Source organism: Streptomyces sp. NPDC107559, assembly GCF_055657365.1.
The window spans coordinates 1,042,530-1,065,445 of record NZ_JBVKBD010000002.1 but is presented as its reverse complement, the minus strand read 5'-3'; the positions used below and the strand labels follow the sequence as shown (position 1 = coordinate 1,065,445).

Genomic DNA, 22,916 nt, shown 5'->3' with positions numbered 1-22,916 from the left:
CGCCGCAGCACGCCGTGCGATACCTGGCAAATTGGACATAGCGCGCTATCTTGCTTCAGGTGATCCAGGCCTTCGGACTGACCAGCAACCACCGCAAGGACCGTCCGCCCGTGGTCGACGACGTCTCCTTCGAGGCGCGCGGGGGCCGCGTGACCACGCTGCTCGGCGCAGCGGACGCGGGCAAGACCACGGCTCTGAAACTCATGCTCGAACTCCAACACGGCCGTGGTGTCACCCACTTCAGAGGGCGCCCCCTGCACCACATCCCTCATCCGTCGCACGAGGTGGGCGTGCTGCTCGGAGATGTCCCGGGGCATCCGGCCCGTACGGTCCGCGGCCACCTCCGCATGCTGTGCGCCGCCGCCGGGGTCCCGGCGCGCAGAGCCGACGAAGTCCTCGAAGTCGTCGGCCTCGTCAGTCTGCGCCACGAACGCCTCGGCACCCTCTCGCGCGGCGTGGACCGACGCCTCGGTCTCGCCTGTGCTCTGCTGCCCGACCCGCACACCCTGGTGCTCGACAGTCCTACAGCGGGCCTCAACGCCCGCGAGGGCCGGTGGCTGCACGGAATGCTGCGCGCACACGCCACTCAAGGCGGCACGGTCCTGCTCACCACCGCCGACCCCAAGGAGGCCGCCCGCACCGCCGACCGGATCGTCACGCTGGAGCGGGGCCGGGTCGTCGCCGACCAGGAGGCCGAGGACTTCGCCCGCACGCGGCTGCGCCCCCGTGTCGTCGTCCGCAGCCCACAGGCCGCCCGGCTCGCGGCCGTGCTCTCGCAGGAGGCCCGCGCCGCCCGGCGGTCCGTCGAGGTGGCGCAGGACGGCGGCAATCGTCTCTCTGTCTACGGCAGTACCTGTGCCGACGTCGGCGAGACCGCGTTCCGGCACGGCATCCTCGTACACAAACTCGCCGACGAGACCGGCGACATGGGGCCTGGAGCCGAGGCCGGGCCGAACGGCCCCTGCAGCGGCGAACTGCCCGACGCGGCTGAGTCGGGGGCGAGGGCCCACAGCAAGGGGAGGCTCCCCGTCGTTCCCGACGCCGCCCCCCTCGTCGTCGGTTCTCCTCCCGCTCCCACGGAGACCTCCCCCGAACCCGACACGGCCCACCCCGTCGGCCGGCCCCATCCGCCCGCCGAGGACCTGCCGTCCGCGGATGTGCCGCATCCGTCGGCCGGCGACCTGTCGTCCGCCGATGTGCCGCATCCGTCCGACGGCGGTCTGTCCTCCCACGACGTACCGCATCCGTCCGCGGACGAGTCGCCGTCCGCCGACGTTCCGCGTCCGTCCGTCGATGTTCCGCGTCGGTCCGCCGACTTTCCGCGACCGTCCGCGGACGAGCCGATGTCCGCCGACGTTCCGCATCCGTCCGTCGACAAGTCGCTCCCGACCGCCGACAGGCCACCTTCCGTCGGCGGTCGGCAGCCCACGACCGACGCGCCGCTCGCGCTCACCGATGCAGTCGCCCCACTCGCCGACGCGCCGCTCCCACGCCCCGACGTACTCGCCCCACTCGCCGACCTGCGATCCCAGCGCACCGACGCATCGCTTCCGTCCCCGGCCACGTCACTGCATCCCCGTAGGACGACCGTCCCGGGCGGCGGGGAGACGGCCAATGTCCCGGAGGCACCCAAGGCCCGAGAGGCGTCCGAGGCACGGGAGACGGCCGGAACCGTGGAGATGCCCGGCGCCGGGGAGATGCGCGTCGTCGTGGTGCTGACGAAGGTTCCCGAAGCGGCAGTGCCGGAGGTTTCCGAATCGACAGTGTCGGAAGCCCTCGAAGCGGCGGCCTCCGTAGCGGTCCGGGCGACTGCTTCCGCCGTGCCGGTCCCCGACGGGGCATCCTCGGCGGGGGCAGTCGAACCTCACGCCTCCGGAACGTCACCCACGCCCGCCGAGCCTCCCGCGGCCGACGGGACGGGTGTCGCGGGACGTCCGGGCGTCCACCTCCCGCGCACACCGGGCCCGCGTACGGCGGCGCGCACCCCCCGCCCCGCCGGGCCGGGCGCGCTCGACTCGCTGTCCGACCTCCCGCCTCCGATCTCCGTCCGCCCCGCCCCCAGTCCCCTCCGTCCCCTTCGCTACGAGCTCCGCCGTGCCACCGGCATCGGCACCGGGTTCTTCACGGCCGGCGCCGTGCTCGTCACCTCGGTTCTGACCGCCGTACTCCTGGCCCGCGCCGGGCACGCCCCCCAGCCGCGGCTGCTGGCGGCCTGGCCGCGGGAGCTTCCGCTGCCGCCCGCGGCTCTGGGCGCCGGGCTGCTCGGTGCGCTCGCCTTCGGGGACGAGTTCCGCCATCCCGCCCTCGCGGCGGATCGCGGCACCGTGCCCCGTCGGCTCGGCTTGCTCGCGGCCAAGCTCCTGGTCTCCGCGGCCACCGCGCTGCTGCTGGCCTTCCTCGCGGTGGGCTGCGACGCGGAAGCGCTCTATGTCGTATACGGACGAGAGCTCGCCCAGGTTCCTGCCGACTGGTTCTCGCTGTGCTTCGCCTGGGCCGGCCTCGTGGTCGGCTGTGCCTGGGCCGGCGTACTGGCGGCGGGTGTCTTCCGGTCCACCTCCGCCGGGCTTGCCGCGGTGGTCGCGGTACCCGTCGTCGTCGTACCACTCGTACAGAAGGCCTTTCAGGGAGCGTCTGTACGGAGAGCGGCCGGGGTCTCGGTGCGGCTGCGCGAGGTGTTCCTGTGGCAGTGGCCCTTCGGGGGCGAGCGGTATCTGGCGGGAGCGGCCCGCGTGATCGTCCAACCCGTGGGTGGCGCAATGACGTTGTCGCTCACCGCGCTGCTCTGCGCCTATCTGCTCACGGCCCTGCGCAGCAGGGCCCGGTGATCACCGATCGTGCGCTTCCCATCCCGGCCTGCGCACAACTCCCCGGAGTGCGCCCATTTCTTTCCGATAAGGCGTCAATTGCGACGGGGTGAGCGATCACCCTTTCGTGTGCTTTTCACCAAAGACCTCAAGGGAGTTGGAGACGGCGCCGACAAAGGATCCGTGAGTACCCTTGCGCACACCATGATGACCGTCGCCCGCTCCGCCGACTCCGGCCTCGTCGGCCCGGGCGAACTCGACCGCTATCCCTACACCGAGGCCTCCGTCGGTGAACGGGTCGGATCTACCGTATGGGAGGGAGCCGAGCCGGAGCTGGGCCGCGTGGGCCGGCGGGCCGCGGGCAGCCGCGGTCGCGGACTGCACGGCCAACTCGTTCAGCAGCTGGGTCAGATGATCGTCTCCGGTGACCTGGGCGCCGACCGGCCGCTGGTGCCCGAGGAGATCGGGCAGCGCTTCGAGGTCTCCCGGACGGTGGTCCGCGAGTCGCTCCGCGTGCTGGAGGCCAAGGGCCTGGTCAGCGCCCGTCCGAACGTGGGCACGCGGGTGCGCCCCGTCAGCGACTGGAACCTCCTGGACCCCGACATCATCGAGTGGCGGGCCTTCGGGCCGCAGCGGGACGACCAGCGCCGCGAGCTGAGCGAGCTGCGCTGGACGATCGAGCCGCTCGCCGCCAGGCTCGCCGCAGGGCACGGTCGTGAGGACGTCCAGCAGCGGCTGGGGGACATGGTCGAGATCATGGGCCACGCCATGGGGCAGGGTGACGCCCTCACCTTCTCCAGGGCCGACGCCGAGTTCCACTCGCTGCTCATCCAGGTCGCGGGCAACCGCATGCTGGAGCACCTCTCCGGGATCGTGTCCGCCGCCCTCCAGGTCTCCGGAGGCCCGGTCACGGGCTGTGACCGGCCGACCGAGGCGTCCCTGGCCCACCACGGCAGGATCGTCGAAGCCCTCGCCGAGGGCGACGGAGCGGCGGCCGAGACGGCCATGCGTCTGCTCCTCACCACCCACCCTGAGGTGGACCGTGTGGTGCCCGCGCCGCGCGAGCACTGACCGCGCCCCGCGGGCGATCCGGCCGGAGATGTCGCCCCCCTCCTGTGACATCGCCCGGTCGGCGTACCGTGCTCCGCCGGACCCCGCAGGAGCCCCGGTTCCTGCGGGGTCCGGCGGTGCGACGGGACGACGGGCGTGCCGGAGTCGACCTCTGGTGGTAACCCGGGTGACACTTATTGTCCATGTCTGGCCGGTTTTGAGCGCTTAAGGGGTGTGACTCGGGCCACGCAGATTGGGCGTAACGCTCATGGAGACAACGCGATGACCTAAGAGGTGACTGCCGCGGAGGGAATACGGACGCCGTTCCCGGCGCTGTGAATCTTCCCGGCCCCCGCCCGCGCCGTCGGCCCATCCCCAGGCCGGTGGTCGGCCCCTGTCCGTCGTGGACGGGGCCGGAAGCCGTTTTCCAACGTTCCGAGAGGTTGTTCGTGTCGGCCAGCACATCCCGTACGCTCCCGCCGGAGATCGCCGAGTCCGTCTCTGTCATGGCGCTCATTGAGCGGGGAAAGGCTGAGGGGCAGATCGCCGGCGATGACGTGCGTCGGGCCTTCGAAGCTGACCAGATTCCGGCCACTCAGTGGAAGAACGTACTGCGCAGCCTCAACCAGATCCTCGAGGAAGAGGGTGTGACGCTGATGGTCAGTGCCGCGGAGCCCAAGCGCACCCGAAAAAGCGTCGCTGCGAAGAGTCCGGCCAAGCGCACCGCCACCAAGACGGTTGCGGCGAAGACGGTGACCACCAGGAAGGCCACCGCCACCACGGCCGCCCCTGCGTCCCCGGCCGACCCCACCGCCGATTCCGCCGAGGAAGCCGCGACCGCCAAGAAGGCGGCAGCGAAGAAGACCACCACGGCCGCCAAGAAGACCGTGGCGAAGAAGACGACCGCCGTGGCCAAGAAGACGGCGGCCAAGAAGACCAGCGCCAAGAAGGACGACGCCGACCTCGTCGAGGACGAGGCCCTCGAAGAGGTCAAGGGCGGCGCCGAGGAGCCCGAGGGTACCGAGAGCGCCGGCTTCGTGCTCTCCGACGAGGACGAGGACGACGCGCCTGCCCAGCAGGTCGCGGCCGCCGGTGCCACCGCGGACCCCGTCAAGGACTACCTCAAGCAGATCGGCAAGGTCCCCCTGCTCAACGCGGAGCAGGAGGTCGAGCTCGCCAAGCGCATCGAGGCGGGCCTGTTCGCCGAGGACAAGCTGGCCAACGCCGACAAGCTGGCGCCGAAGCTCAAGCGCGAGCTGGAGATCATCGCCGAGGACGGCCGCCGCGCCAAGAACCACCTCCTGGAGGCCAACCTCCGTCTGGTGGTCTCCCTGGCCAAGCGTTACACCGGCCGCGGCATGCTCTTCCTGGACCTCATCCAGGAGGGCAACCTCGGTCTGATCCGCGCGGTCGAGAAGTTCGACTACACCAAGGGCTACAAGTTCTCCACGTACGCCACCTGGTGGATCCGTCAGGCGATCACCCGCGCCATGGCCGACCAGGCCCGCACCATCCGTATCCCGGTGCACATGGTCGAGGTCATCAACAAGCTCGCGCGCGTCCAGCGTCAGATGCTCCAGGACCTGGGCCGTGAGCCCACCCCGGAGGAGCTGGCCAAGGAACTCGACATGACCCCCGAGAAGGTCATCGAGGTCCAGAAGTACGGCCGCGAGCCCATCTCCCTGCACACCCCGCTGGGCGAGGACGGCGACAGCGAGTTCGGCGACCTCATCGAGGACTCCGAGGCCGTCGTCCCCGCGGACGCGGTCAGCTTCACCCTCTTGCAGGAGCAGCTGCACTCCGTCCTCGACACCCTGTCCGAGCGCGAGGCGGGCGTCGTCTCCATGCGTTTCGGTCTCACCGACGGTCAGCCGAAGACCCTCGACGAGATCGGCAAGGTGTACGGCGTCACGCGTGAGCGCATCCGGCAGATCGAGTCCAAGACGATGTCCAAGCTGCGTCACCCGTCGCGTTCCCAGGTGCTGCGCGACTACCTCGACTAGACCGTAGTCGTACGAAGCCGAAGGCCCGGTTCTCCCGAGGGGGACCGGGCCTTCGGCGTCCGTGTGCGCATGCGCGTCGCGGCGTACTGGATCACTCTGGGTCTCCCACGACCACCCCAGAGTGAGGAACGTGCATGAGGCGTCTTTCTGCCCGGGCCCTGGCCCGGCCGTTGGTGCTGGCGGCCGCGGCGGCCGCCATACCGTTGGTGTCCGCCGCTCCCGCGCCCGCCGACAGCATCGTCGTCGGCGGATTCCCGGTCGATGTGTCCACCAGTCCGTGGACGGTGGCGCTGTCGAGCCGTGACCGGTTCGGAGGTACGCGAGCGGGCCAATTCTGCGGCGGGGTCGCGATCGGCTCGAACAAGATCCTCACCGCTGCCCACTGCGTGGGCGACGAGGCGCTGGGGACGGGATCGGGCCGGGCCGGCGACCTCAAGGTCATAGCGAACCGCACCGACCTGCTCTCCACCCAGGGCCAGGAGATAGCCGTGCACGACACCTGGGTGAATCCGGACTACGACAGTGTCAGTAACGCCGGCGACTTCGCCGTGCTGACCCTCGCGGAGCCGCTGCCCGCGAGCTCGGTCATCGGGATGGCCGCCGAGAACGATCCCGCCTACGCACCCGGTACGGCCGCCACGGTCTACGGATGGGGCGATGTCACCGGGGCCGGTGACTATGTGCACAGTCTGCGGGGCGCGCATGTGCACGTGCTGGAGGATGCCCGGTGCGAGCGGGCCTATCCGCACGGCAGTGCCGACGGAACCTATCTCGCGGCCAGCATGCTGTGCGCCGGTGAGACCACGGGCGGCCGGGACGCCTGCCAGGGGGACAGCGGCGGCCCGCTGGTGGCCGGGGGGAAGCTGATCGGGCTCGTGTCGTGGGGGAGCGGCTGCGGACGGTCCGGAAGCCCCGGTGTCTACACGCGTGTGTCCGACGTCGTACGGGTGCTGGGGCGAGCCGGGGCCGATGGTGCCTCGCCGGGGCGCGCACACCGCGCCGCGTGACGACCTCGGGGCTCTGCCGGGCAACCGGCGTCGACGGCCGGGCAGCGCATGCTCTGGGTCGGTGACCGGGGACCGTGAGTGGTGATCGGTGGCCGGGCGGCGGGCTCTGGGTCTTCGTCGGTGCGCCGGTAGGCGGGCGGGGCGTCCTGGGCCCACGCCGGTGTACGGAGAGTCGTGATGACGAGACAGGCGGCCGTCCCTGGGGTCCAGGGGCGGCCGCCCGTGCGCCGGCCTGTGCCGGAGCTGGCTCGTCGTCGGTCCGAAGCGTCAGCGCTCTTCGGCGGAGGCGGATTCGGGAACGGAGGTCAGCCGCTCCGTCTCGTCCTGTATCTCAGCGGCGATCTTCTTGAGTTCCGGCTCGAACTTGCGGCCGTGGTGGGCGCAGAAGAGCAGTTCTCCGCCGCTCAGCAGGACGACGCGCAGGTATGCCTGGGCGCCGCAGCGGTCGCAGCGATCAGCGGCCGTCAGCGGGCTCGCGGGGGTCAGAACAGTAGTCACGTCGCCTCTTCTCTAGCTCGACGAGCTGTCGTACCAGGGTCAACATCCAACCAGCCCCAAAACGTTCCCGCTCGTGGCTTTTCCTCGAAAGATTCTTCCGAGGTGGCAGGCTGCTGCCGGTTTGGCGGCGAATGTGCCGTATTGCGTGTCTGGTGGCTTACGGTTTCGCGCGTTCGGTCATGGTCAAGTCCTCCCGGCCGGGTTGCCGGTTTGTTCATGAGGACGTGCCCGGAGCCTAAATGGTTCATGCGTCGAAGGGAACGTGATATGTACTTCACTCCATCGAGGGATCGAACGTGTATGCGACCCTGGACTACTGTGAGTTCGGAAGCAGGGTGGCGTTACAACGGCTCTACCAGGCCTCGGTACCCTCTTGGCGGCAACCCAAGCCGCGCCCTTACCCACAGGGGCCTCATTTGAAATTCAGCGAGGAGCGAACCGCGTGACCGCCGAAACGTCCGTGCCGTCCACAGCGCTGCTGGCAGGAGCAGACCGGGACGGTTCCAATTACACCGCGCGGCACCTGCTCGTCCTGGAGGGCCTCGAGGCCGTACGCAAGCGCCCGGGCATGTACATCGGGTCCACCGACAGTCGCGGTCTGATGCACTGCCTGTGGGAGATCATCGACAACTCCGTGGACGAGGCCCTCGGCGGCTACTGCGACCACATCGAGGTCGTCCTGCACGACGACGGCTCGGTGGAGGTGCGGGACAACGGCCGCGGCATCCCGGTCGACGTCGAGCCCAAGACCGGCCTGTCCGGCGTCGAGGTCGTCATGACCAAGCTGCACGCGGGCGGCAAGTTCGGCGGCGGCTCGTACGCGGCCTCCGGTGGTCTGCACGGCGTCGGCGCCTCCGTGGTGAACGCCCTGTCGGCGCGGCTGGACGTCGAGGTGGACCGCAACGGCCACACCCATGCGATCAGCTTCCGGCGCGGAGTCCCCGGCGGGTTCGCCGCCGACGGCCCCGACGCCAAGTTCGAGCAGGGCGGTCTGCGCAAGACCAAGAGGATCGCCAAGACCCGCACCGGCACGCGTGTGCGGTACTGGGCGGACCGGCAGATCTTCCTCAAGGACGCCAAGCTCTCCCTGGAGAACCTCCACCAGCGCGCCCGCCAGACCGCCTTCCTGGTGCCGGGCCTGACCATCGTCGTCCGCGACGAATTCGGCCTCGGAGAGGGCGGCAGCAAGGGCGAGGAGTCCTTCCGCTTCGACGGCGGCATCAGCGAGTTCTGCGAGTACCTGGCCACCGACAAGGCCGTCTGTGACGTGCTCCGCTTCACCGGGCAGGGCACCTTCAAGGAGACCGTTCCGGTCCTCGACGACCACGGTCAGATGACGCCGACGGAGGTCACCCGGGAGCTCGGCGTGGACGTCGCGCTGCGCTGGGGAACGGGCTACGACACGACACTCAGGTCGTTCGTCAACATCATCGCCACCCCCAAGGGCGGCACCCACGTCGCCGGCTTCGAGCAGGCCGTCGCCAAGACGATGAACGAGGTCCTGCGCGCCAAGAAGCTGCTGCGCGTCGCCGAGGACGACATCGTCAAGGACGACGCCCTGGAGGGTCTGACCGCCGTCGTCACCGTCCGTCTCGCCGAACCTCAGTTCGAAGGTCAGACCAAGGAGGTGCTCGGCACCTCGGCGGCCCGCCGCATCGTGAACACCGTGATCTCCAAGGAGCTCAAGGCGTTCCTGACCTCCACGAAGCGTGACGACGCCGCCCAGGCCCGGGTGGTCATGGAGAAGGCCGTCGCCGCCGCGCGGACGCGCATCGCGGCGCGGCAGCACAAGGACGCGCAGCGCCGCAAGACGGCTCTGGAGTCCTCCTCCCTGCCCGCCAAGCTGGCCGACTGCCGCAGCGACGACGTCGACCGCAGCGAGCTGTTCATCGTCGAGGGGGACTCCGCGCTCGGCACCGCCAAGCTCGCCCGGAACTCCGAGTTCCAGGCGCTGCTGCCGATCCGCGGCAAGATCCTCAACGTCCAGAAGTCGTCCGTGACGGACATGCTCAAGAACGCCGAGTGCGGTGCGATCATCCAGGTCATAGGAGCCGGTTCCGGCCGGACCTTCGACATCGAGGCGGCCCGCTACGGCAAGATCATCATGATGACCGACGCCGATGTGGACGGCTCCCACATCCGCACCCTGCTGCTGACCCTGTTCCACCGCTACATGCGGCCCATGGTCGAGTCCGGCCGGGTGTTCGCCGCGGTGCCCCCGCTGCACCGGATCGAGCTGATCCAGCCGAAGCGGGGCCAGGACAAGTACGTCTACACGTACTCGGACCGTGAGCTGCGCGACAAGCTCATGGAGTTCCAGAGCAAGAACATCCGGTACAAGGACTCCATCCAGCGCTACAAGGGTCTGGGCGAGATGGACGCCGACCAGCTGGCCGAGACGACGATGGACCCGCGCCACCGCACCCTCCGCCGCATCAACCTCTCCGACCTGGAATCCGCCGAGCAGGTCTTCGACCTGCTGATGGGCAACGACGTGGCACCTCGCAAGGAGTTCATCTCGAGCTCGGCGGCGACGCTGGACCGGTCGCGCATCGACGCGTAGCCGGGGTACCTGCCGGAGCCGGAGCGGGCTCCGGCAGGTGCGGCTCCGGTCACCGCCGGCGGGCTCGGCCCCGCCTCGTCGGCGGGGCCGTCTCCACCTCCGGGTGGAACAGGCGGGCCTGCGGGATCCACCCATGATCCACCCTGGCTCCGATCTGCTGTTCCGCGGATTTCCGTAGCGTCGAAGGCGTCGGCGGCACTCGCTGTCGGTCTCCCCTTCCGCTCACGGAGGCTGTGATGTCCGGGCTGGTCAACGCGTTGGTGATCGTCGTCGTGGTCGTCGTGGTGGTCGGACGGCAGTTCCGCGCACGGCAGGTCGACGCCGACCGGCGCTGGTGGCTGCTGCCCGTGATCCTGGCCGTGGTGGCGCTGCGGGAGCCGGACATACTCGACGTTCACCACCGCACGGCGTCGGTGTCGCTGCTGGGTGTCGAACTCCTCATCGGGCTGACCGTGGGGGCTGGCTGGGCCTGGACCACCCGGATCTGGGTGGAGCCCGACGGCGCCGTGTGGAGCAAGGGCACCAAGGCCGGTGCGGCCGTCTGGATCGGCGGCATCGCTCTGCGCGCGGGTCTCCTCGGGCTCGGCCTGGTACTCGGTGTGCACCAGGGCAGTTCGGCCCTGATGCTCGGCCTCGCGACCACCCTTCTGGCCCGCTCCGGCATCCTGGTCCTGCGGGCGCAGACCGCAGCCTCGGCGGATGCCCGGGCCGCGACGTGGGGTGACGGCATGCCCCTGTTCCCGCGGAAGGAGCGGGTATGACGCACAACGCCTGGACGCGCTGGCCGTCGCCCGAGGCGCTCGGCCGCAGCGGCCTCTCGCGGCCGAGGCGTCTGATGTCCTGGGGCATTCGCGTCCTGGTCCTCGGGATGCTGTTGTGGAGCGTGTTCAACAGCAGGCACGTGCACGGCTGGGGCATCGTGCTCGCCGTCGCAGGGATCGCCGTGACCGGAGCGCTCGCCTGGGGATTCTGGCGGACCACTCTCCAGCACCGGCTCGTGCCGTCGCTCGCCCTGGCCGTCCCGCTGCTCGGGATGGCGGTGCTGGCCCAGACCGCGGGCTTCGACGGTCCGGCCCTCGTCCTGTGGTGCGGCTGCGCGATCTCCGCGCTGGAGCGGATGCCCCTGGGCGCCGCGCTGCCCGTCGCCTCCGTCGCCCTCGCCTCGTTCGCCGCCGTCAACAACGACGTCTGGCTGACGACCGCCGCGACCGTCACCGGCATGGCCCTCGCCGGTTATGTGCTGCGGCTGGACGCCGAGGCCCGGGGCAGCGCCCAGCGGCTGCTCGCCCAGGAGCGCGCGGCACGGGCCGCCGAGGCGGAATCCGCGGCACTGGCGGAGCGGGCCCGCATCGCGAGGGAGATCCACGACGTCCTGGCCCACAGCCTCTCGGCGCAGCTCGTGCACCTGGAGGCGGCCAGACTGCTGATCGAGCGGGGAGCCGACCGGGACCGGATCCTCGAACGGGTCGTGGCGGCCCGCGGGATGGCCCGCGACGGGCTCGCCGAGACCCGGCAGGCGCTCTCCGCGCTGCGCGGGGAGATGACACCGCTGGAGGACTATCTGGCGGAACTCGTCCGGGCGGCCGACGGAGCGGAGGTCACCATTACGGGTGAGCGCAGACCGCTGCCCGCCGAGGCGTCCCAGGCAGTACGCAGGGTCGCCCAGGAAGCCCTCACGAACGCCCGCAAGCACGCCCCGGGCGCCGAGGTCCGGGTCCGGCTCGACTACCGGGCGCACGAAGTGACCCTGGACGTAAGGGACTCGGGTGGTTCGCCGGGCGAACTCTCCGAGGCGGGAGGCGGGTACGGTCTGCTGGGCATGCGGGAGCGTGCCGAACTGCTCGGCGGTTCGCTCCGGGCCGGTCCCGGCGAGGAGGGGTTCGTGGTGACGCTGAAGGTGCCGACATGACCGAGGGGGCGGCGCCGAAGACCGCGCGGGTCGTGGTCGTCGACGACCAGACCGTCGTCCGGGAGGGCATCGTGATGCTGTTGGGGCTGCTGCCCGGGATCGAGGTCGTCGGCTCCGGGGGCGACGGGGAAGAGGCGGTGCGGCTGGTGGCCGAACTCGCGCCGGACGTGGTGCTGATGGACCTGCGTATGCCCCGCTGCGACGGGGTGGAGGCGACGCGGCGGATCCGCTCGGAGTACCCCGGGACGCACGTGGTGGTGCTCACGACCTACGCGGACGACGACTCGCTGTTTCCGGCCCTGCGGGCGGGGGCGCGCGGTTACCTCACCAAGGACGCCGGAGGCGAAGAGATCGTACGGGCCGTGCACAGTGTGCTGTCCGGTGACGCGGGACTGGCGCCGAGCATCCAACGGCGGCTGCTGGAGCGGCTGTCCGAGCCCGAACCGGCTCCGGTGGTGCCCGCCGACGCGCCCGACGGACTCACCGCGCGGGAGACCGACGTACTGATGCTGATCGCCGAAGGGCTCAGCAACCAGGAGATCGCCCGCAGACTGCACGTCTCCACGGCGACCGTGAAGACTCATATCAACAACCTGTTCGCCAAGACCGGGATCAAGGACCGTGCTCAGGCGGTGCGTTATGCGTTTGCAAAGGGATTGGCGCGCCCACCAGCGGGTTGAGTCACCTGATGGGGTGAAGAGCAGGGGGAAGGAGAGTCGGGGATCTTCCCGTTCTGTCCATGCTTGGGTATGCAGTCAAGCAACGACCGCCCACGCGGAGGCGAGAGCGGTCCCGAGAGTCCCGACGAGAATCACGAACGGCTGGCCCCGGACCATGCCCAAGCGCCGGCAGTCCTGCCGTACGGCGACCCCTGGTACGACGTGCTCGCCTCGGGCTGGGGTGAGGCGGACGCCGGGAACCTGCCGGCGGGTTCCGTTCCACGGGCGCGGCAGGAGCGGGAGGACGGGGCGTGGGCCATGGCCGACGTCTACCTGGAGGTGCAGCGCAGCGCCGCATTCCAGGAGGTACGCAGTCGGTACCGGAGGTTCGTGGTGCCGGCCGTCGCCGCCTTCTTCACCTGGTACGTGGCGTACGTGGTGACCGCGACGACCGCCCCGGGACTCATGGCGCGCCCGGTGGCGGGTGCCGTGAACGTGGCGATGCTCGCCGGGCTCGGCCAGTTCCTCACCACGTTCCTGCTCACCTGGGCCTATGCCCGGCACGCTCGGCTGCACAGGGACCGCGCCGCGCTCGAACTGCGTTGGGACACCCAGGAACTGACCCGCGGGGTCGGGGGCGGTAGGTCGTGACGGGCCAACACCAGACGCTGGCACTCCTGCTGTTCAGCGCGTTCATCGCCGTGACGCTGGGGATCACCACTTGGGTGAGCCGCAACCGGCACGGTTCCGCCGAGGAGTTCTATGCGGGTGGTCGTCTCTTCTCGCCCATGGAGAACGGCTTTGCCATCGCGGGCGACTACATGTCGGCCGCCTCCTTCCTCGGTATCTCCGGTCTGATCGCGCTGTTCGGCTACGACGGCCTGCTGTATTCGGTGGGCTTCCTCGTGGCCTGGCTGCTCGTGCTGTTCCTCGTCGCGGAACTGGTCCGCAACTGCGGCCGGTTCACACTGGCCGATGTGGTCGCGGCCCGGATGAGGGAGCGCCCGGTGCGGATCGCGGCGGGCACCTCCTCGGTCACCGTGTCCGTTCTCTACCTGGTGGCGCAGATGGTGGGCGCGGGCAGCCTGGTCGCTCTGCTGCTCGGGCGGACGGGTGCGGCGGCGCAGACGTGGACCGTGATCGGTGTCGGTGCGCTCATGGTGATCTATGTGTCGCTGGGAGGCATGCGGGCCACCACATGGATCCAGATCGTCAAGGCGGTGCTGCTGCTCGGGGGGACCGTCGTGCTGACCGTTCTCGTCCTGATGCGGTTCCACGGCGACTTCGACCGACTGCTGATCACCGCGGCCGAACGCAGCGGCCACGGGTCCGCGTTCCTGGCGCCGGGGCTGAAGTACGGCGGCAACTGGACCGCCCGTCTCGACTTCATCAGCCTGGGGCTGGCGCTCGTGCTGGGCACGGCGGGTCTGCCGCACATCCTGTCCCGCTTCTACACCGTGCCCACCGCGCGGGCGGCACGGCGCTCGGTCGTGTGGTCGATCGGGCTCATCGGCGGCTTCTATCTGATGACGATCGTCCTCGGGTTCGGAGCGGCCGCGATCGTGGGGCCGGAAGCGGTGCGGACGTCGAACGCGGCCGGCAACACGGCGGTTCCGCTGCTGGCGCTCGACCTGGGCGGCGGCGCGGACTCCACCGGGGGCACGATCCTGTTCGCGATCGTGGCAGCGGTCGCCTTCGCCACGATCCTCGCGGTGGTCGCCGGGATCACCCTCGCGTCCTCGGCCTCCGTCGCACACGACCTGTATGCGTCGCTGCGCCGTCGGCGGGCGGAGCCGTACAGCGAGGTGGCCGTGGCGCGGACCGCCGCGGTCGGCATCGGAGCGCTCGCGATCGGGCTCGGACTGCTGGCCCGTGATCTCAACGTCGCGTTCCTCGTGGGGCTCGCCTTCGCCGTCGCCGCGTCCGCGAACCTGCCGGTGCTGCTCTACTCGCTGTTCTGGCGCGGCTTCACCACGCGTGGCGCCGTGTGGGCCGTGTACGGGGGGCTGGTTCCGGCGCTGGCGCTCGTCGTGCTGTCGCCGGTGGTGTCGGGCAGTCCGGAGTCGCTGTTCCCGGGTGTCGACTTCCAGTACTTCCCGCTCCAGAACCCCGGGCTCGTCTCGATTCCGCTGGGCTTTGTCGCGGGCTGGCTCGGTACCGTCACCTCGGCCGAACCACCGGACGAGGCCAGACACGCGGAGATCGAGGTGCGGTCACTGACGGGAGCCGGGGCCGTGTAGGGGCACCGGGCCCTTTGGCACCGTAGGCGCCGTCGCAGGGGAGGCCGCCCGGCCGCGCCGCTCCGCTGCCGACATACGGCTACGGTGCCACCCAGGCGTATCGGTGCTCCGGGCGGCCGGTGTCGCCGTATCTGAGGGAGAGGCGCAGGCGTCCGGCCTGTTCCAGATGGCGCAGGTAGCGCTGGGCGGTGGAGCGGCTCAGGCCCGTCTCGGCGGCGACCTCGTGGGCGGACAGGGGATGGTCCGCGCGGTGCAGCACGGTGCAGATCAGGTCGGTGGTCGGCTCCGAGTGCCCGCTCGGCAGGCCCGGCGCCGTCGGCCCCGGCGCGGTACGCAGCGCGCCGAAGATCCGGTCGACCTGCTCCTGCCCCGCGATGCCGCGGCCGCCGACCCGGTCGACGGTGCGGCGCAGGGCCGCGTAGGAGTCGAGACGGGTGCGCAGTGCAGCGAAGGTGAACGGTTTCACCAGGTAGTGCAGGGCGCCCAGGCGCATTGCGGCCTGCACGGTCGCCACATCGCCGGCCGCCGTGATCATGATGACGTCGGTGCCGTGCCCCTGCTCCCTCATGCGGTGGACCAGTTGCAGGCCCGTCCGGTCGGGGAGGTAGTGGTCGAGCAGTACCAGGTCGATACAGCCCTGCTCGACGGTGGCCAGCGCCTGGGCCGCGCTGTGCGCGCGGGCGGCGACCCGGAACCCTGGAACCTTCTCCACGTACCTGGCGTTGATCTCGGCGACACGGAAGTCGTCGTCCACGACCATGACGTCAATCATTGGCCCTCTCTTTTCCAAGGCCAGCGGGCGTTAAGCCCATGTTTCGGCTCCGCTTTTGTAGCGCGATCAAAAAGAGCACAACAGGCTCCTGCGAGCAAAACATCGGCCAGCGCACAGAAGACTGCTGCTGGGACACCGGCCGGATCTACGGTCCTCGGCCATGAGCCCAGACACCAGCCCCGCCATCGAGCTACGGGGCGCGAGCAAGATCTTCAAGACCCCGTCGGGGGGTCTGCACACCGCCGTCAGAGAACTCGACCTGACGGTCGGGCGCGGCGAGTTCGTGGCGGTCGTCGGCCCCACGGGCTGCGGCAAGTCCACCACGTTGACCCTGGTCAGCGGCCTGGAGGAGCCCACCGAGGGCGAGGTGCTGGTCTCGGGGGAACCGGTGCGCGGCGTGGGCGGCAAGGTCGGTTTCGTCTTCCAGCAGGACGCCACCTTCCCCTGGCGTACGGTCCTGTCCAACGTGATGGCCGGCCCGCTCTTTCGCGGCGTGCCCAAGGCGGAGGCCCGGGAGAAGGCCCGTGAATGGCTGGCCCGGGTGGGCCTCGCCGCCTTCGAGGACCGCTACCCGCACCAGCTCTCCGGCGGTCAGCGCAAGCGGGTCGCTCTCGCCGCGACCTTCGTCAACGATCCCGAGATCCTGCTGATGGACGAGCCGTTCTCTGCGCTCGACGTGCAGACCAGGGCCCTGATGTCGGACGAACTGCTGGAGCTGTGGGAGGGCACGGGCGCCTCCGTCGTCTTCGTCACCCACGACCTGGAGGAGTCCATCGCCCTGGCCGACAAGGTCGTCGTCATGACGGCCGGGCCCGCCACCGTCAAGCAGATCTTCGACATCGACCTGCCGCGGCCGCGCAAGGTCGAGGCGGTGCGACTGGAGCCGCGGTTCATCGAGATCTACCGCGAGATCTGGGAGTCGCTCGGCGAAGAGGTCCGCATCACGCGCGAGAGGGGCGCCGCGAATGTCGCCTGAGGTCATGCCCGGGGTTGTCGTCGCCCCGGCCGGAAAAGAGACGGACCAGCAGGGCCGCGCGCACTCGCGGGCCCGCGCCGCGCGCAGACGCCGGATCGTCGTCGCGGCGTTCCGCGCGCTGCTGCTGATCGCTGTCCTCGGCCTGTGGGAGGTCCTGTCCCGGACCAAGGCGATCGATCCGTTCAACTTCTCGATGCCCTCGAAGATCTGGGACCAGATCTACACCTGGGTGACCCACGGGACCGCGCTCGGCTCCCTGGGCGAGCAGATCTGGTACACGCTCCACGAGGCGCTGCTCGGCTGGGTCATCGGCGTGGCCGGTGGTGTCGTGTGCGGTATCGCCCTGGGCAGGATCACCTTCCTCGCCGATGTCCTTGGTCCATACATCAAGGTGCTCAACTCCATACCCAGGATCGTCCTTGCTCCGATCTTCGTGATCTGGTTCGGGCTCGGTCCCGCGTCCAAGGTCGCGTCCGCGGTCGTCCTGGTGTTCTTCCCGGTGTTCTTCAACGCCTTCCAGGGTGCCCGCGAGGTCGACCGCAACCTGGTGGCCAACGCCAGGATCCTCGGCGCCAGCGATCGCCGGGTGACCCTTCAGGTGGTCATCCCGTCCGCCACCTCATGGATCTTCACCAGCCTCCACGTCAGCTTCGGCTTCGCCCTCATCGGCGCCATCGTCGGCGAGTACATCGGTGCGACCAAGGGCATCGGCCTGCTCGTCGCGCAGTCCCAGGGGACCTTCAACGCGGCCGGTGTGTACGCCGCGATGGTCATCCTCGCCGTCGTCGCGCTCGTCGCCGAGGGGCTGCTGACCTTCGCCGAACGCCGCATCTTCCGGTGGAAGCCGTCGGGCTCCGGCGACTGAGCCACCCCGGGGACTTCCCCCTGCCGTACTGCTCCTTCCCGTGCTCCTCCTTCCCGTACTGCTCCTTCCCGTCTGTCTCGCACCGCCATCTCACAAGGACGTGAACCGCCATGCGCAAGAGCGCCAGATACGCCACCCTGGCAGCCGCCGGACTGCTCGCCCTCTCCTCCCTCACCGCCTGTGCCAACGACGCGGCCGGTACCGCGTCCTCCGGCTCCGGCGCCAAGGGCGGCGGAAAGGGCGAGAAGGTCAAGATCATGGTCGGTGGCCTGGACAAGGTCATCTACATGCCGGCGATGCTCACGCAGCGACTCGGCTACTTCGACGCCGAGGGCCTCGACGTGGAGCTGCTGAGCGAGCCCGCGGGCGTCCAGGCCGAGACGGCCCTGGTCTCCGGGCAGGTCCAGGGGGCGGTCGGCTTCTACGACCACACGCTCGACCTCCAGGTGAAGGGCAAGGCCGTGGAGTCGGTCGTGCAGTTCTCGCATGCGCCCGGAGAGGTGGAGGTCGTCTCCACCAAGGCCGCCGGCGACATCACCTCGCCCAAGGACTTCAAGGGCAAGAAGCTCGGCGTCACCGGCCTCGGATCCTCGACCGACTTCCTCACCAAGTACCTCGCGGTCAAGAACGGGGTGAAGATCAGCGAGTTCACGCCGGTCGCGGTGGGCGCGGGGCCCACCTTCATCTCGGCTCTCCAGCAGGGCGCCATAGACGGCGGTATGACGACGGATCCGACCGTCGCCACGATCCTGGACAAGAAGGCGGGCCGGGTCCTGCTCGACATGCGCACGCCCGAGGGCTCGCAGGAGGCGCTGGGCGGCCCGTACCCGTCGTCCAGTCTGTACATGCAGACGGACTGGGTGAACGGGCACAAGGCCACCGTCCAGAAGTTGGCCAATGCATTCGTCAAGACGCTCAAGTGGATGTCCACCCACAGCGCGACCGAGATCGCCGACAAGATGCCCGCCGACTACTCCCAGGGCAACAAGACGCTCTACGCGGAAGCCATCAAGAGCACCCTGCCGATGTTCACCGACGACGGTGTGATGCCCGAGGGCGGGCCCGAGACCGTCGAGAAGGTGCTCAAGGCGTTCAACCCCACCATCCAGAACGCCGACGTCGACCTGGACAAGACCTACACCACGGAGTTCGTCAAGAAGGCGACCGGCTGATTCACTCCCAGGGGGCGGCGCGGTAACAGCCCCGCCCCCACGGTCCGTGGTGCCTCAGGCGCGGGCCGCCCCCACCTGACGGTGTTCCGGGCGGTCCGCGCCGCCGTGCTCCCGGACGGTCGCCCCGCTCACGGCGACCCCGTCTTCCCCCACGCCGTGGCCCGCGCGGACACGGGGCGGGCGGGGTCCAGCTCCGCCTCGGCCAGCGCCTCCGGCAGGACCACCGTGAACTGCGCACCCCCGCCGTCCGCGTCGCCCACCGTCGCCGTGCCGCCCTGCCGTTCGGCGAGTCTGCGCACCAGGGGGAGTCCGATGCCGCGCTGACCGTGCGCGGGAGGCTCCTTCGTGGACCAGCCCTCGGCGAAGACCAGCTCCCGTCGCTCCGCCGGGATCCCGGGGCCGGTGTCGCTCACCCGCAGCACGGCGGTACGGCCCTCGGCGCGCAGTTCGACCTCCACGCGTGCGTGCGGTGTGCCCGCGACCGCGTCGAGCGCGTTGTCCACCAGGTTGCCCACGACCGTGACCAGTCCCCTGGGATCGACGAGCCGGTCGGGCAGCCAGGTGCGGTCCGAGACCCACAGAGCGACAGCGCGCTCGGCCGCCACGGTCGCCTTGCCGACCAGCAGGGCCGCCAGCAGCGGGTCCTGGATCTTCTCGGTGACCTGTTCCGCCGTCACACGGTGGTCGCCGACCACCTCTCCGATGAACTCCACCGCGTCGTCGAACATCTCCAGCTCCAGCAGGCCGAGCAGGGTGTGCATCCGGTTGGCGTGTTCGTGGTCCTGGGCGCGCAGCGCGTCGATGAGGCCGCGTGTGGAGTCCAGCTCCCGGCCGAGTTGTTCCAGCTCGGTGCGGTCGCGCAGGGTGGCAACGGCGCCCCCGTCGTCGGTCGGCATGCGGTTGGCGACGAGGACACGCTGACCGCGGACGGTGAGCAGATCGGTGCCGGTCACCCGGCCGGCCAGCACGTCCGCCGTACGTCCCTCGCCGAGCGCCTGGTCGGGAGACTCGCCGACGGCCTCCTCGCCGAGGTCCAGCAGACGTTGCGCCTCGTCGTTGAGGAGGCGTATGCGGCCGGCTCGGTCCAGGGCGACGACACCCTCCCGTATGCCGTGCAGCATCGCCTCGCGTTCCGCCAGCAGCGCGGAGATGTCCGAGAAGGCCAGGTCGCGGGTCTGCCGCTGGACGCGCCGGGAGATCAGCCAGGCGGCCAGCGCGCCGACGGCGAGGGCACCGCCCGCGTAGGCCAGCAGACCCGGGATCGCGTGGAGCAGCCGGGCCCGGACGCTGTTGTACTCGATGCCGACCGACACCGCCCCGATGATCTCGCCATGACTGTCGCGCAGGGGCACCTTGCCGCGCGCCGAGCGTCCCAGGGTGCCGCTGTCGATCTCCATCACCTCGTGACCGTCCAGGGCCCGGCTGGGGTCGGTCGAGACCGGGTGGCCCACCTGCGCGGGGTCCCGGTGCGACCACCGCGTGCCGTCCATGTTCATCACCACGACGTACTCGGCCCGGCTGGCCTTCCTGATCCGCTCCGCTTCCCGCTGCACGGGCCCGTCGACCGTGGCCGGTGTGCTCTCCAGGTCCTCGGCGATCTGCGGCTGGGCGGCGGTGCTCTGCGCGATCGCGAGCGCGCGCCGCATCGCCTCGTCGTCGAGCTGGTGGCTGAGCGGCGCCAGGAACAGACCGGTCGCCAGGACCGCGACCCCCGCGGCGATCGCCACCTGCATCAGCAGGACCTGCGAGAACATCCGCCGGGGCAGTCCCAGGCGCAGGCGGCGTACGGGTGAAGTGGGGCGCATGGCCCAGACCGTACGCGGGGCGCGGGTCGTGCGGGAGGGGAGGTCGGCCGTTCCGTCAGCGCGGCCGTCGTTCATCCGGGGGGGGGGTCAGCGCTGCCAGCGCTGCCATCGCTCATTCGGGGGAGGTCAGCCCGCCGGCGTGGCCGTCGCTCATTCGGGGGAGGTCAGCTTGCCAGCGCTGCCGTCGTCAGCTCGCGCACCGCCACCACGTCCATCCGGGCCGGTGTACCCAGGAGCGAGGCCCCGCAGCTCTCGGGGCGGGGCGGCAGACAGGCGCCCTGGGCCACGACGACCCGCCAGTGACGGCCGTCGGCATGGGCGACGGTCACTTCCCAGCGTGGCGCGGCACCGTCCGTCCGTACGACGCTCAGCACGCCCGCCGCGTCCTCGCCCACCGAGGCGCGTACGGCCAGCTCGGCCGCCTGGCCGGGCCGCTCCCAGGCGGAGCTCCCGCGGCACCCCCGGGTGACGATCCGCCCCTCCTGGACGCCCTGGAGGACCTCCACGACGGTCCGGGCGTCGGCCCGTCCGTACGCGTATCCGTGCGGCAGGACGAGCACCGTCGGCGAAAAGCGATGACCACCCAGATGGGTGACCTCCCAGACGCCCTCCACTTCGCGGGCGGCGAGCTCCGCCGCGAGCGGGCGCCCGAGCAGGGCGCAGCAGCGGTCGCGTTTGCCGTTGGTGCAGACGAGCGCGAGGGGGTCCCCGGTGTGGGGCCGGCCGCCCAGCGCGGCCGCGAAGGTCCGGTGGTCACCCTGGCCGAGCGCGGCGAAGTCCAGGTCGAGCAGGCGTTCCGGGGCGGCCGTCGTGGCGCTGTGCAGCCACGCGTTCCCGGGCGTGGTGTGGGCCGCGTAGACCTTCCGGACGCGCCGCGTGCCGAAGTCGGCGTGCGGGCCGGGGCGGCGGATGAGCGCGATGCGTACGCCCGTGCCGTCGGCCGCCGCCTCCAGGGCGCGGCCCAGTGCCGGATCCAGGTGGCTCGAAGTGAGCGCCTTGACACCCCATGGACCCGGCTGTTCCAGCAGGAGCCACGTCCGTGCCATGGCCGCGGTTCCGGAAACGGGCTCGTCAAGGTCCCCCGAGACGGTCGCACACGTACTCACAGAGGTGAGCCTAACCTGACTTGACGTGTGGTGGCTTCCGGCCGAGCCCGGGGCGACCTCGCCCAAGCCGGTGTCCGGCCCGGTGATCAGGTCCCGGTCCGGCCATGGCGATGGCCGGACCGGTCGTCGTCGCTACTCCGGGAGGGGCTGCGGCGGCCGCGGCCCCACGTAGTGGCCGCTCGGCCGCATACGCAGCGGTCGCTCCCCGTACTCCTCCAGGGCGTGGGCGATCCAGCCTGCCGTACGGGCGACGGCGAAGATCGTCTCGCCCGCCGAGGCCGACATCCCGCAGCACGCGGTCAGCACGGCCAGGGCGAGGTCGACGTTGGCGTGCAGCGGGGTGTGACGGGCGGTGGTGGCCACGATGTCGCGGGCGGCGGCGAGGGCGGGCGCGGCCCGGGGGATGTCCTCCAGAAGGGTGAACAGGGTACGCGCGCGTGGATCCTCGCCGGGGTAGAGCCGGTGACCGAGGCCGGGGACGCGGCGGCCGGCCCGCAGCTCCTCCGCGATCACGGGCGCCGCGTCCCCCTGGTCGAGCACCTCCAGCAGCAGACGGTGGGCCAGTCCGCTGGCGGCGCCGTGCAGGGGGCCTTCGAGGACGCCGAGGCCGGCGGAGACGGCCGCGTAGGGATGGGCTCGGGCCGATGCCGCGACGCGCACCGCGAGGGTGGAGGCGGCCAGGTCGTGGTCGACGAGCAGGCCGAGTGCCGTGTCCAGGACCCGCAGTGACGCCTCGTCGGCGTCCCGGCCGGTCAGCCGCGACCAGAGCCGGTGGGCCAGCGGGCCCGTGTCGCGGTGGGTGGGGAGCATCGGCGGCAGCGCCGCGACGAGGGTGGGCACGAGGATGCGTGCGGTGCCGAGCACGGCGTCCTCGGACAGGTCGAAGCGCAGCGGGTCGGCGGTCGCGGCGGCGATCGCGGCGACCCGCAACCGGTCGGTGGGCCCGGTGTGTTCGGGCAGCGCGGCGACCGCGTGGCGGGCGACGGCGGTGGACGCCTCGGGGGCGGTGAACGTGACGCCGGGGCGCAGCCGCCCCGTCCACAGCCACTCGGCGATCTCCTCGTAGGAGTGCCGTGCGGCCAGCTCGGTGGCGTCGACGCCGCGGAAGTAGTACCGGTCCTTGTCGATGAGTGTGATGCGGGTGCGTACGGACAGCTCGGAGCCGCTGCCGGACGTTCCGCCGCTCTCCCGCCGGTTGCGCCGGGCGAGCGCCTCGACCTCCTTGGCGTCGAAGGTGCTGCCGCGGCCGCCCGGTTGGCGTCGGCTGCCGAGCTGGCCTCGGCTCACGTACGCGTACACGGTCTCGGGCTTCACGCCGAGCAGCTCGGCGGCCTCCTTGGTGCTCAGCCGCCGCCCCGGGTGACCTGCGTCGGGCTCTTGATCGCGCATGAAGGTCACGGTAGCGGCCCCTGGGTATATTGATTCAATCAATATTGACAGACAAATAGTCAACCATGGACAGTTCAATCAATTCCAGGGAGGCAATC

18 protein-coding genes are annotated in these 22,916 nt (G+C 70.6%); 13 read left to right on the top strand and 5 right to left on the bottom strand.

Annotation, left to right across the window (positions count from 1 at the left end; all coding sequences use genetic code 11):
- Window positions 1-59 precede the first annotated feature (59 nt).
- The 4 genes from ACZ7OY_RS11095 (at window position 60) to ACZ7OY_RS11080 (ending at window position 6,864) form a co-directional block, all read left to right on the top strand.
- Entirely contained in the window at window positions 60-2,825 is a 2,766-nt protein-coding gene (locus ACZ7OY_RS11095) for an ABC transporter ATP-binding protein (protein ID WP_471911113.1), read from the top strand.
- A gap of 162 nt (window positions 2,826-2,987) precedes the next feature.
- Window positions 2,988-3,875, top strand: coding sequence for a FadR/GntR family transcriptional regulator (locus ACZ7OY_RS11090; protein WP_471911112.1), 888 nt, complete (start codon window positions 2,988-2,990; stop codon window positions 3,873-3,875).
- Between the two features lie 428 nt (window positions 3,876-4,303).
- Complete coding sequence (locus ACZ7OY_RS11085; protein ID WP_384736453.1) at window positions 4,304-5,857, top strand: RNA polymerase sigma factor; 1,554 nt, start codon at window positions 4,304-4,306, stop codon at window positions 5,855-5,857.
- Between the two features lie 134 nt (window positions 5,858-5,991).
- The gene (locus tag ACZ7OY_RS11080; RefSeq protein ID WP_471911111.1) at window positions 5,992-6,864 is read left to right on the top strand and encodes a S1 family serine peptidase; all 873 of its coding nucleotides are present in this window, start codon (window positions 5,992-5,994) and stop codon (window positions 6,862-6,864) included.
- Window positions 6,865-7,131: 267 nt separating this feature from the next.
- Here the strand turns inward: ACZ7OY_RS11080 and ACZ7OY_RS11075 are convergent, their stop codons facing one another.
- The gene (locus ACZ7OY_RS11075) at window positions 7,132-7,362 is read right to left on the bottom strand and encodes a DUF7455 domain-containing protein (RefSeq protein ID WP_351607431.1); all 231 of its coding nucleotides are present in this window, start codon (window positions 7,360-7,362) and stop codon (window positions 7,132-7,134) included.
- Between the two features lie 442 nt (window positions 7,363-7,804).
- Here ACZ7OY_RS11075 and ACZ7OY_RS11070 point away from each other — a divergent pair, with 442 nt between their 5' ends.
- The 6 genes from ACZ7OY_RS11070 (at window position 7,805) to ACZ7OY_RS11045 (ending at window position 14,733) form a co-directional block, all read left to right on the top strand.
- On the top strand, window positions 7,805-9,925 hold the full coding sequence (locus tag ACZ7OY_RS11070; RefSeq protein ID WP_384736491.1) for a DNA gyrase/topoisomerase IV subunit B: 2,121 nt from the start codon (window positions 7,805-7,807) through the stop codon (window positions 9,923-9,925).
- Window positions 9,926-10,161: 236 nt separating this feature from the next.
- Window positions 10,162-10,686, top strand: a complete 525-nt coding sequence (locus ACZ7OY_RS11065) for a DUF1453 domain-containing protein (protein ID WP_471911110.1) — start codon at window positions 10,162-10,164, stop codon at window positions 10,684-10,686.
- Window positions 10,683-11,834, top strand: coding sequence for a sensor histidine kinase (locus ACZ7OY_RS11060; RefSeq protein WP_471911109.1), 1,152 nt, complete (start codon window positions 10,683-10,685; stop codon window positions 11,832-11,834). Before ACZ7OY_RS11065 ends, ACZ7OY_RS11060 begins: the two co-directional genes overlap by 4 nt.
- Entirely contained in the window at window positions 11,831-12,514 is a 684-nt protein-coding gene (locus tag ACZ7OY_RS11055) for a response regulator (RefSeq protein WP_471911108.1), read from the top strand. Before ACZ7OY_RS11060 ends, ACZ7OY_RS11055 begins: the two co-directional genes overlap by 4 nt.
- A 69-nt stretch (window positions 12,515-12,583) precedes the next feature.
- Window positions 12,584-13,144 carry a DUF485 domain-containing protein gene (locus ACZ7OY_RS11050; RefSeq protein ID WP_471911107.1) on the top strand — a complete coding sequence of 187 codons (561 nt, stop codon included), beginning with the start codon at window positions 12,584-12,586 and terminating at the stop codon, window positions 13,142-13,144.
- Window positions 13,141-14,733, top strand: a complete 1,593-nt coding sequence (locus ACZ7OY_RS11045) for a solute symporter family protein (protein ID WP_471911106.1) — start codon at window positions 13,141-13,143, stop codon at window positions 14,731-14,733. The genes ACZ7OY_RS11050 and ACZ7OY_RS11045 overlap by 4 nt, the downstream gene beginning before the upstream one ends.
- A gap of 79 nt (window positions 14,734-14,812) precedes the next feature.
- On the opposite strand, the gene ACZ7OY_RS11040 is transcribed toward ACZ7OY_RS11045, so the two are convergent.
- Entirely contained in the window at window positions 14,813-15,505 is a 693-nt protein-coding gene (locus tag ACZ7OY_RS11040) for a response regulator (RefSeq protein ID WP_351607414.1), read from the bottom strand.
- Between the two features lie 160 nt (window positions 15,506-15,665).
- Here ACZ7OY_RS11040 and ACZ7OY_RS11035 point away from each other — a divergent pair, with 160 nt between their 5' ends.
- The 3 genes from ACZ7OY_RS11035 to ACZ7OY_RS11025 all read left to right on the top strand — a co-directional run bounded on the left by ACZ7OY_RS11035 (window position 15,666) and on the right by ACZ7OY_RS11025 (window position 18,518).
- Window positions 15,666-16,481, top strand: coding sequence for an ABC transporter ATP-binding protein (locus ACZ7OY_RS11035; RefSeq protein ID WP_351607411.1), 816 nt, complete (start codon window positions 15,666-15,668; stop codon window positions 16,479-16,481).
- Entirely contained in the window at window positions 16,471-17,346 is an 876-nt protein-coding gene (locus ACZ7OY_RS11030) for an ABC transporter permease (RefSeq protein ID WP_471911105.1), read from the top strand. The genes ACZ7OY_RS11035 and ACZ7OY_RS11030 overlap by 11 nt, the downstream gene beginning before the upstream one ends.
- A gap of 110 nt (window positions 17,347-17,456) precedes the next feature.
- Complete coding sequence (locus ACZ7OY_RS11025) at window positions 17,457-18,518, top strand: ABC transporter substrate-binding protein (protein ID WP_384730354.1); 1,062 nt, start codon at window positions 17,457-17,459, stop codon at window positions 18,516-18,518.
- Between the two features lie 128 nt (window positions 18,519-18,646).
- Here ACZ7OY_RS11025 and ACZ7OY_RS11020 read toward each other — a convergent pair whose 3' ends face one another.
- From ACZ7OY_RS11020 to ACZ7OY_RS11010, 3 genes are all read right to left on the bottom strand, one after another.
- Entirely contained in the window at window positions 18,647-20,323 is a 1,677-nt protein-coding gene (locus ACZ7OY_RS11020) for an ATP-binding protein (protein ID WP_471911104.1), read from the bottom strand.
- Window positions 20,324-20,487: 164 nt separating this feature from the next.
- Entirely contained in the window at window positions 20,488-21,429 is a 942-nt protein-coding gene (locus tag ACZ7OY_RS11015; RefSeq protein ID WP_471911103.1) for a sucrase ferredoxin, read from the bottom strand.
- 132 nt (window positions 21,430-21,561) lie between these two features.
- Window positions 21,562-22,818, bottom strand: a complete 1,257-nt coding sequence (locus ACZ7OY_RS11010) for a citrate synthase (protein WP_471911102.1) — start codon at window positions 22,816-22,818, stop codon at window positions 21,562-21,564.
- Between the last annotated feature and the right edge of the window lie 98 nt (window positions 22,819-22,916).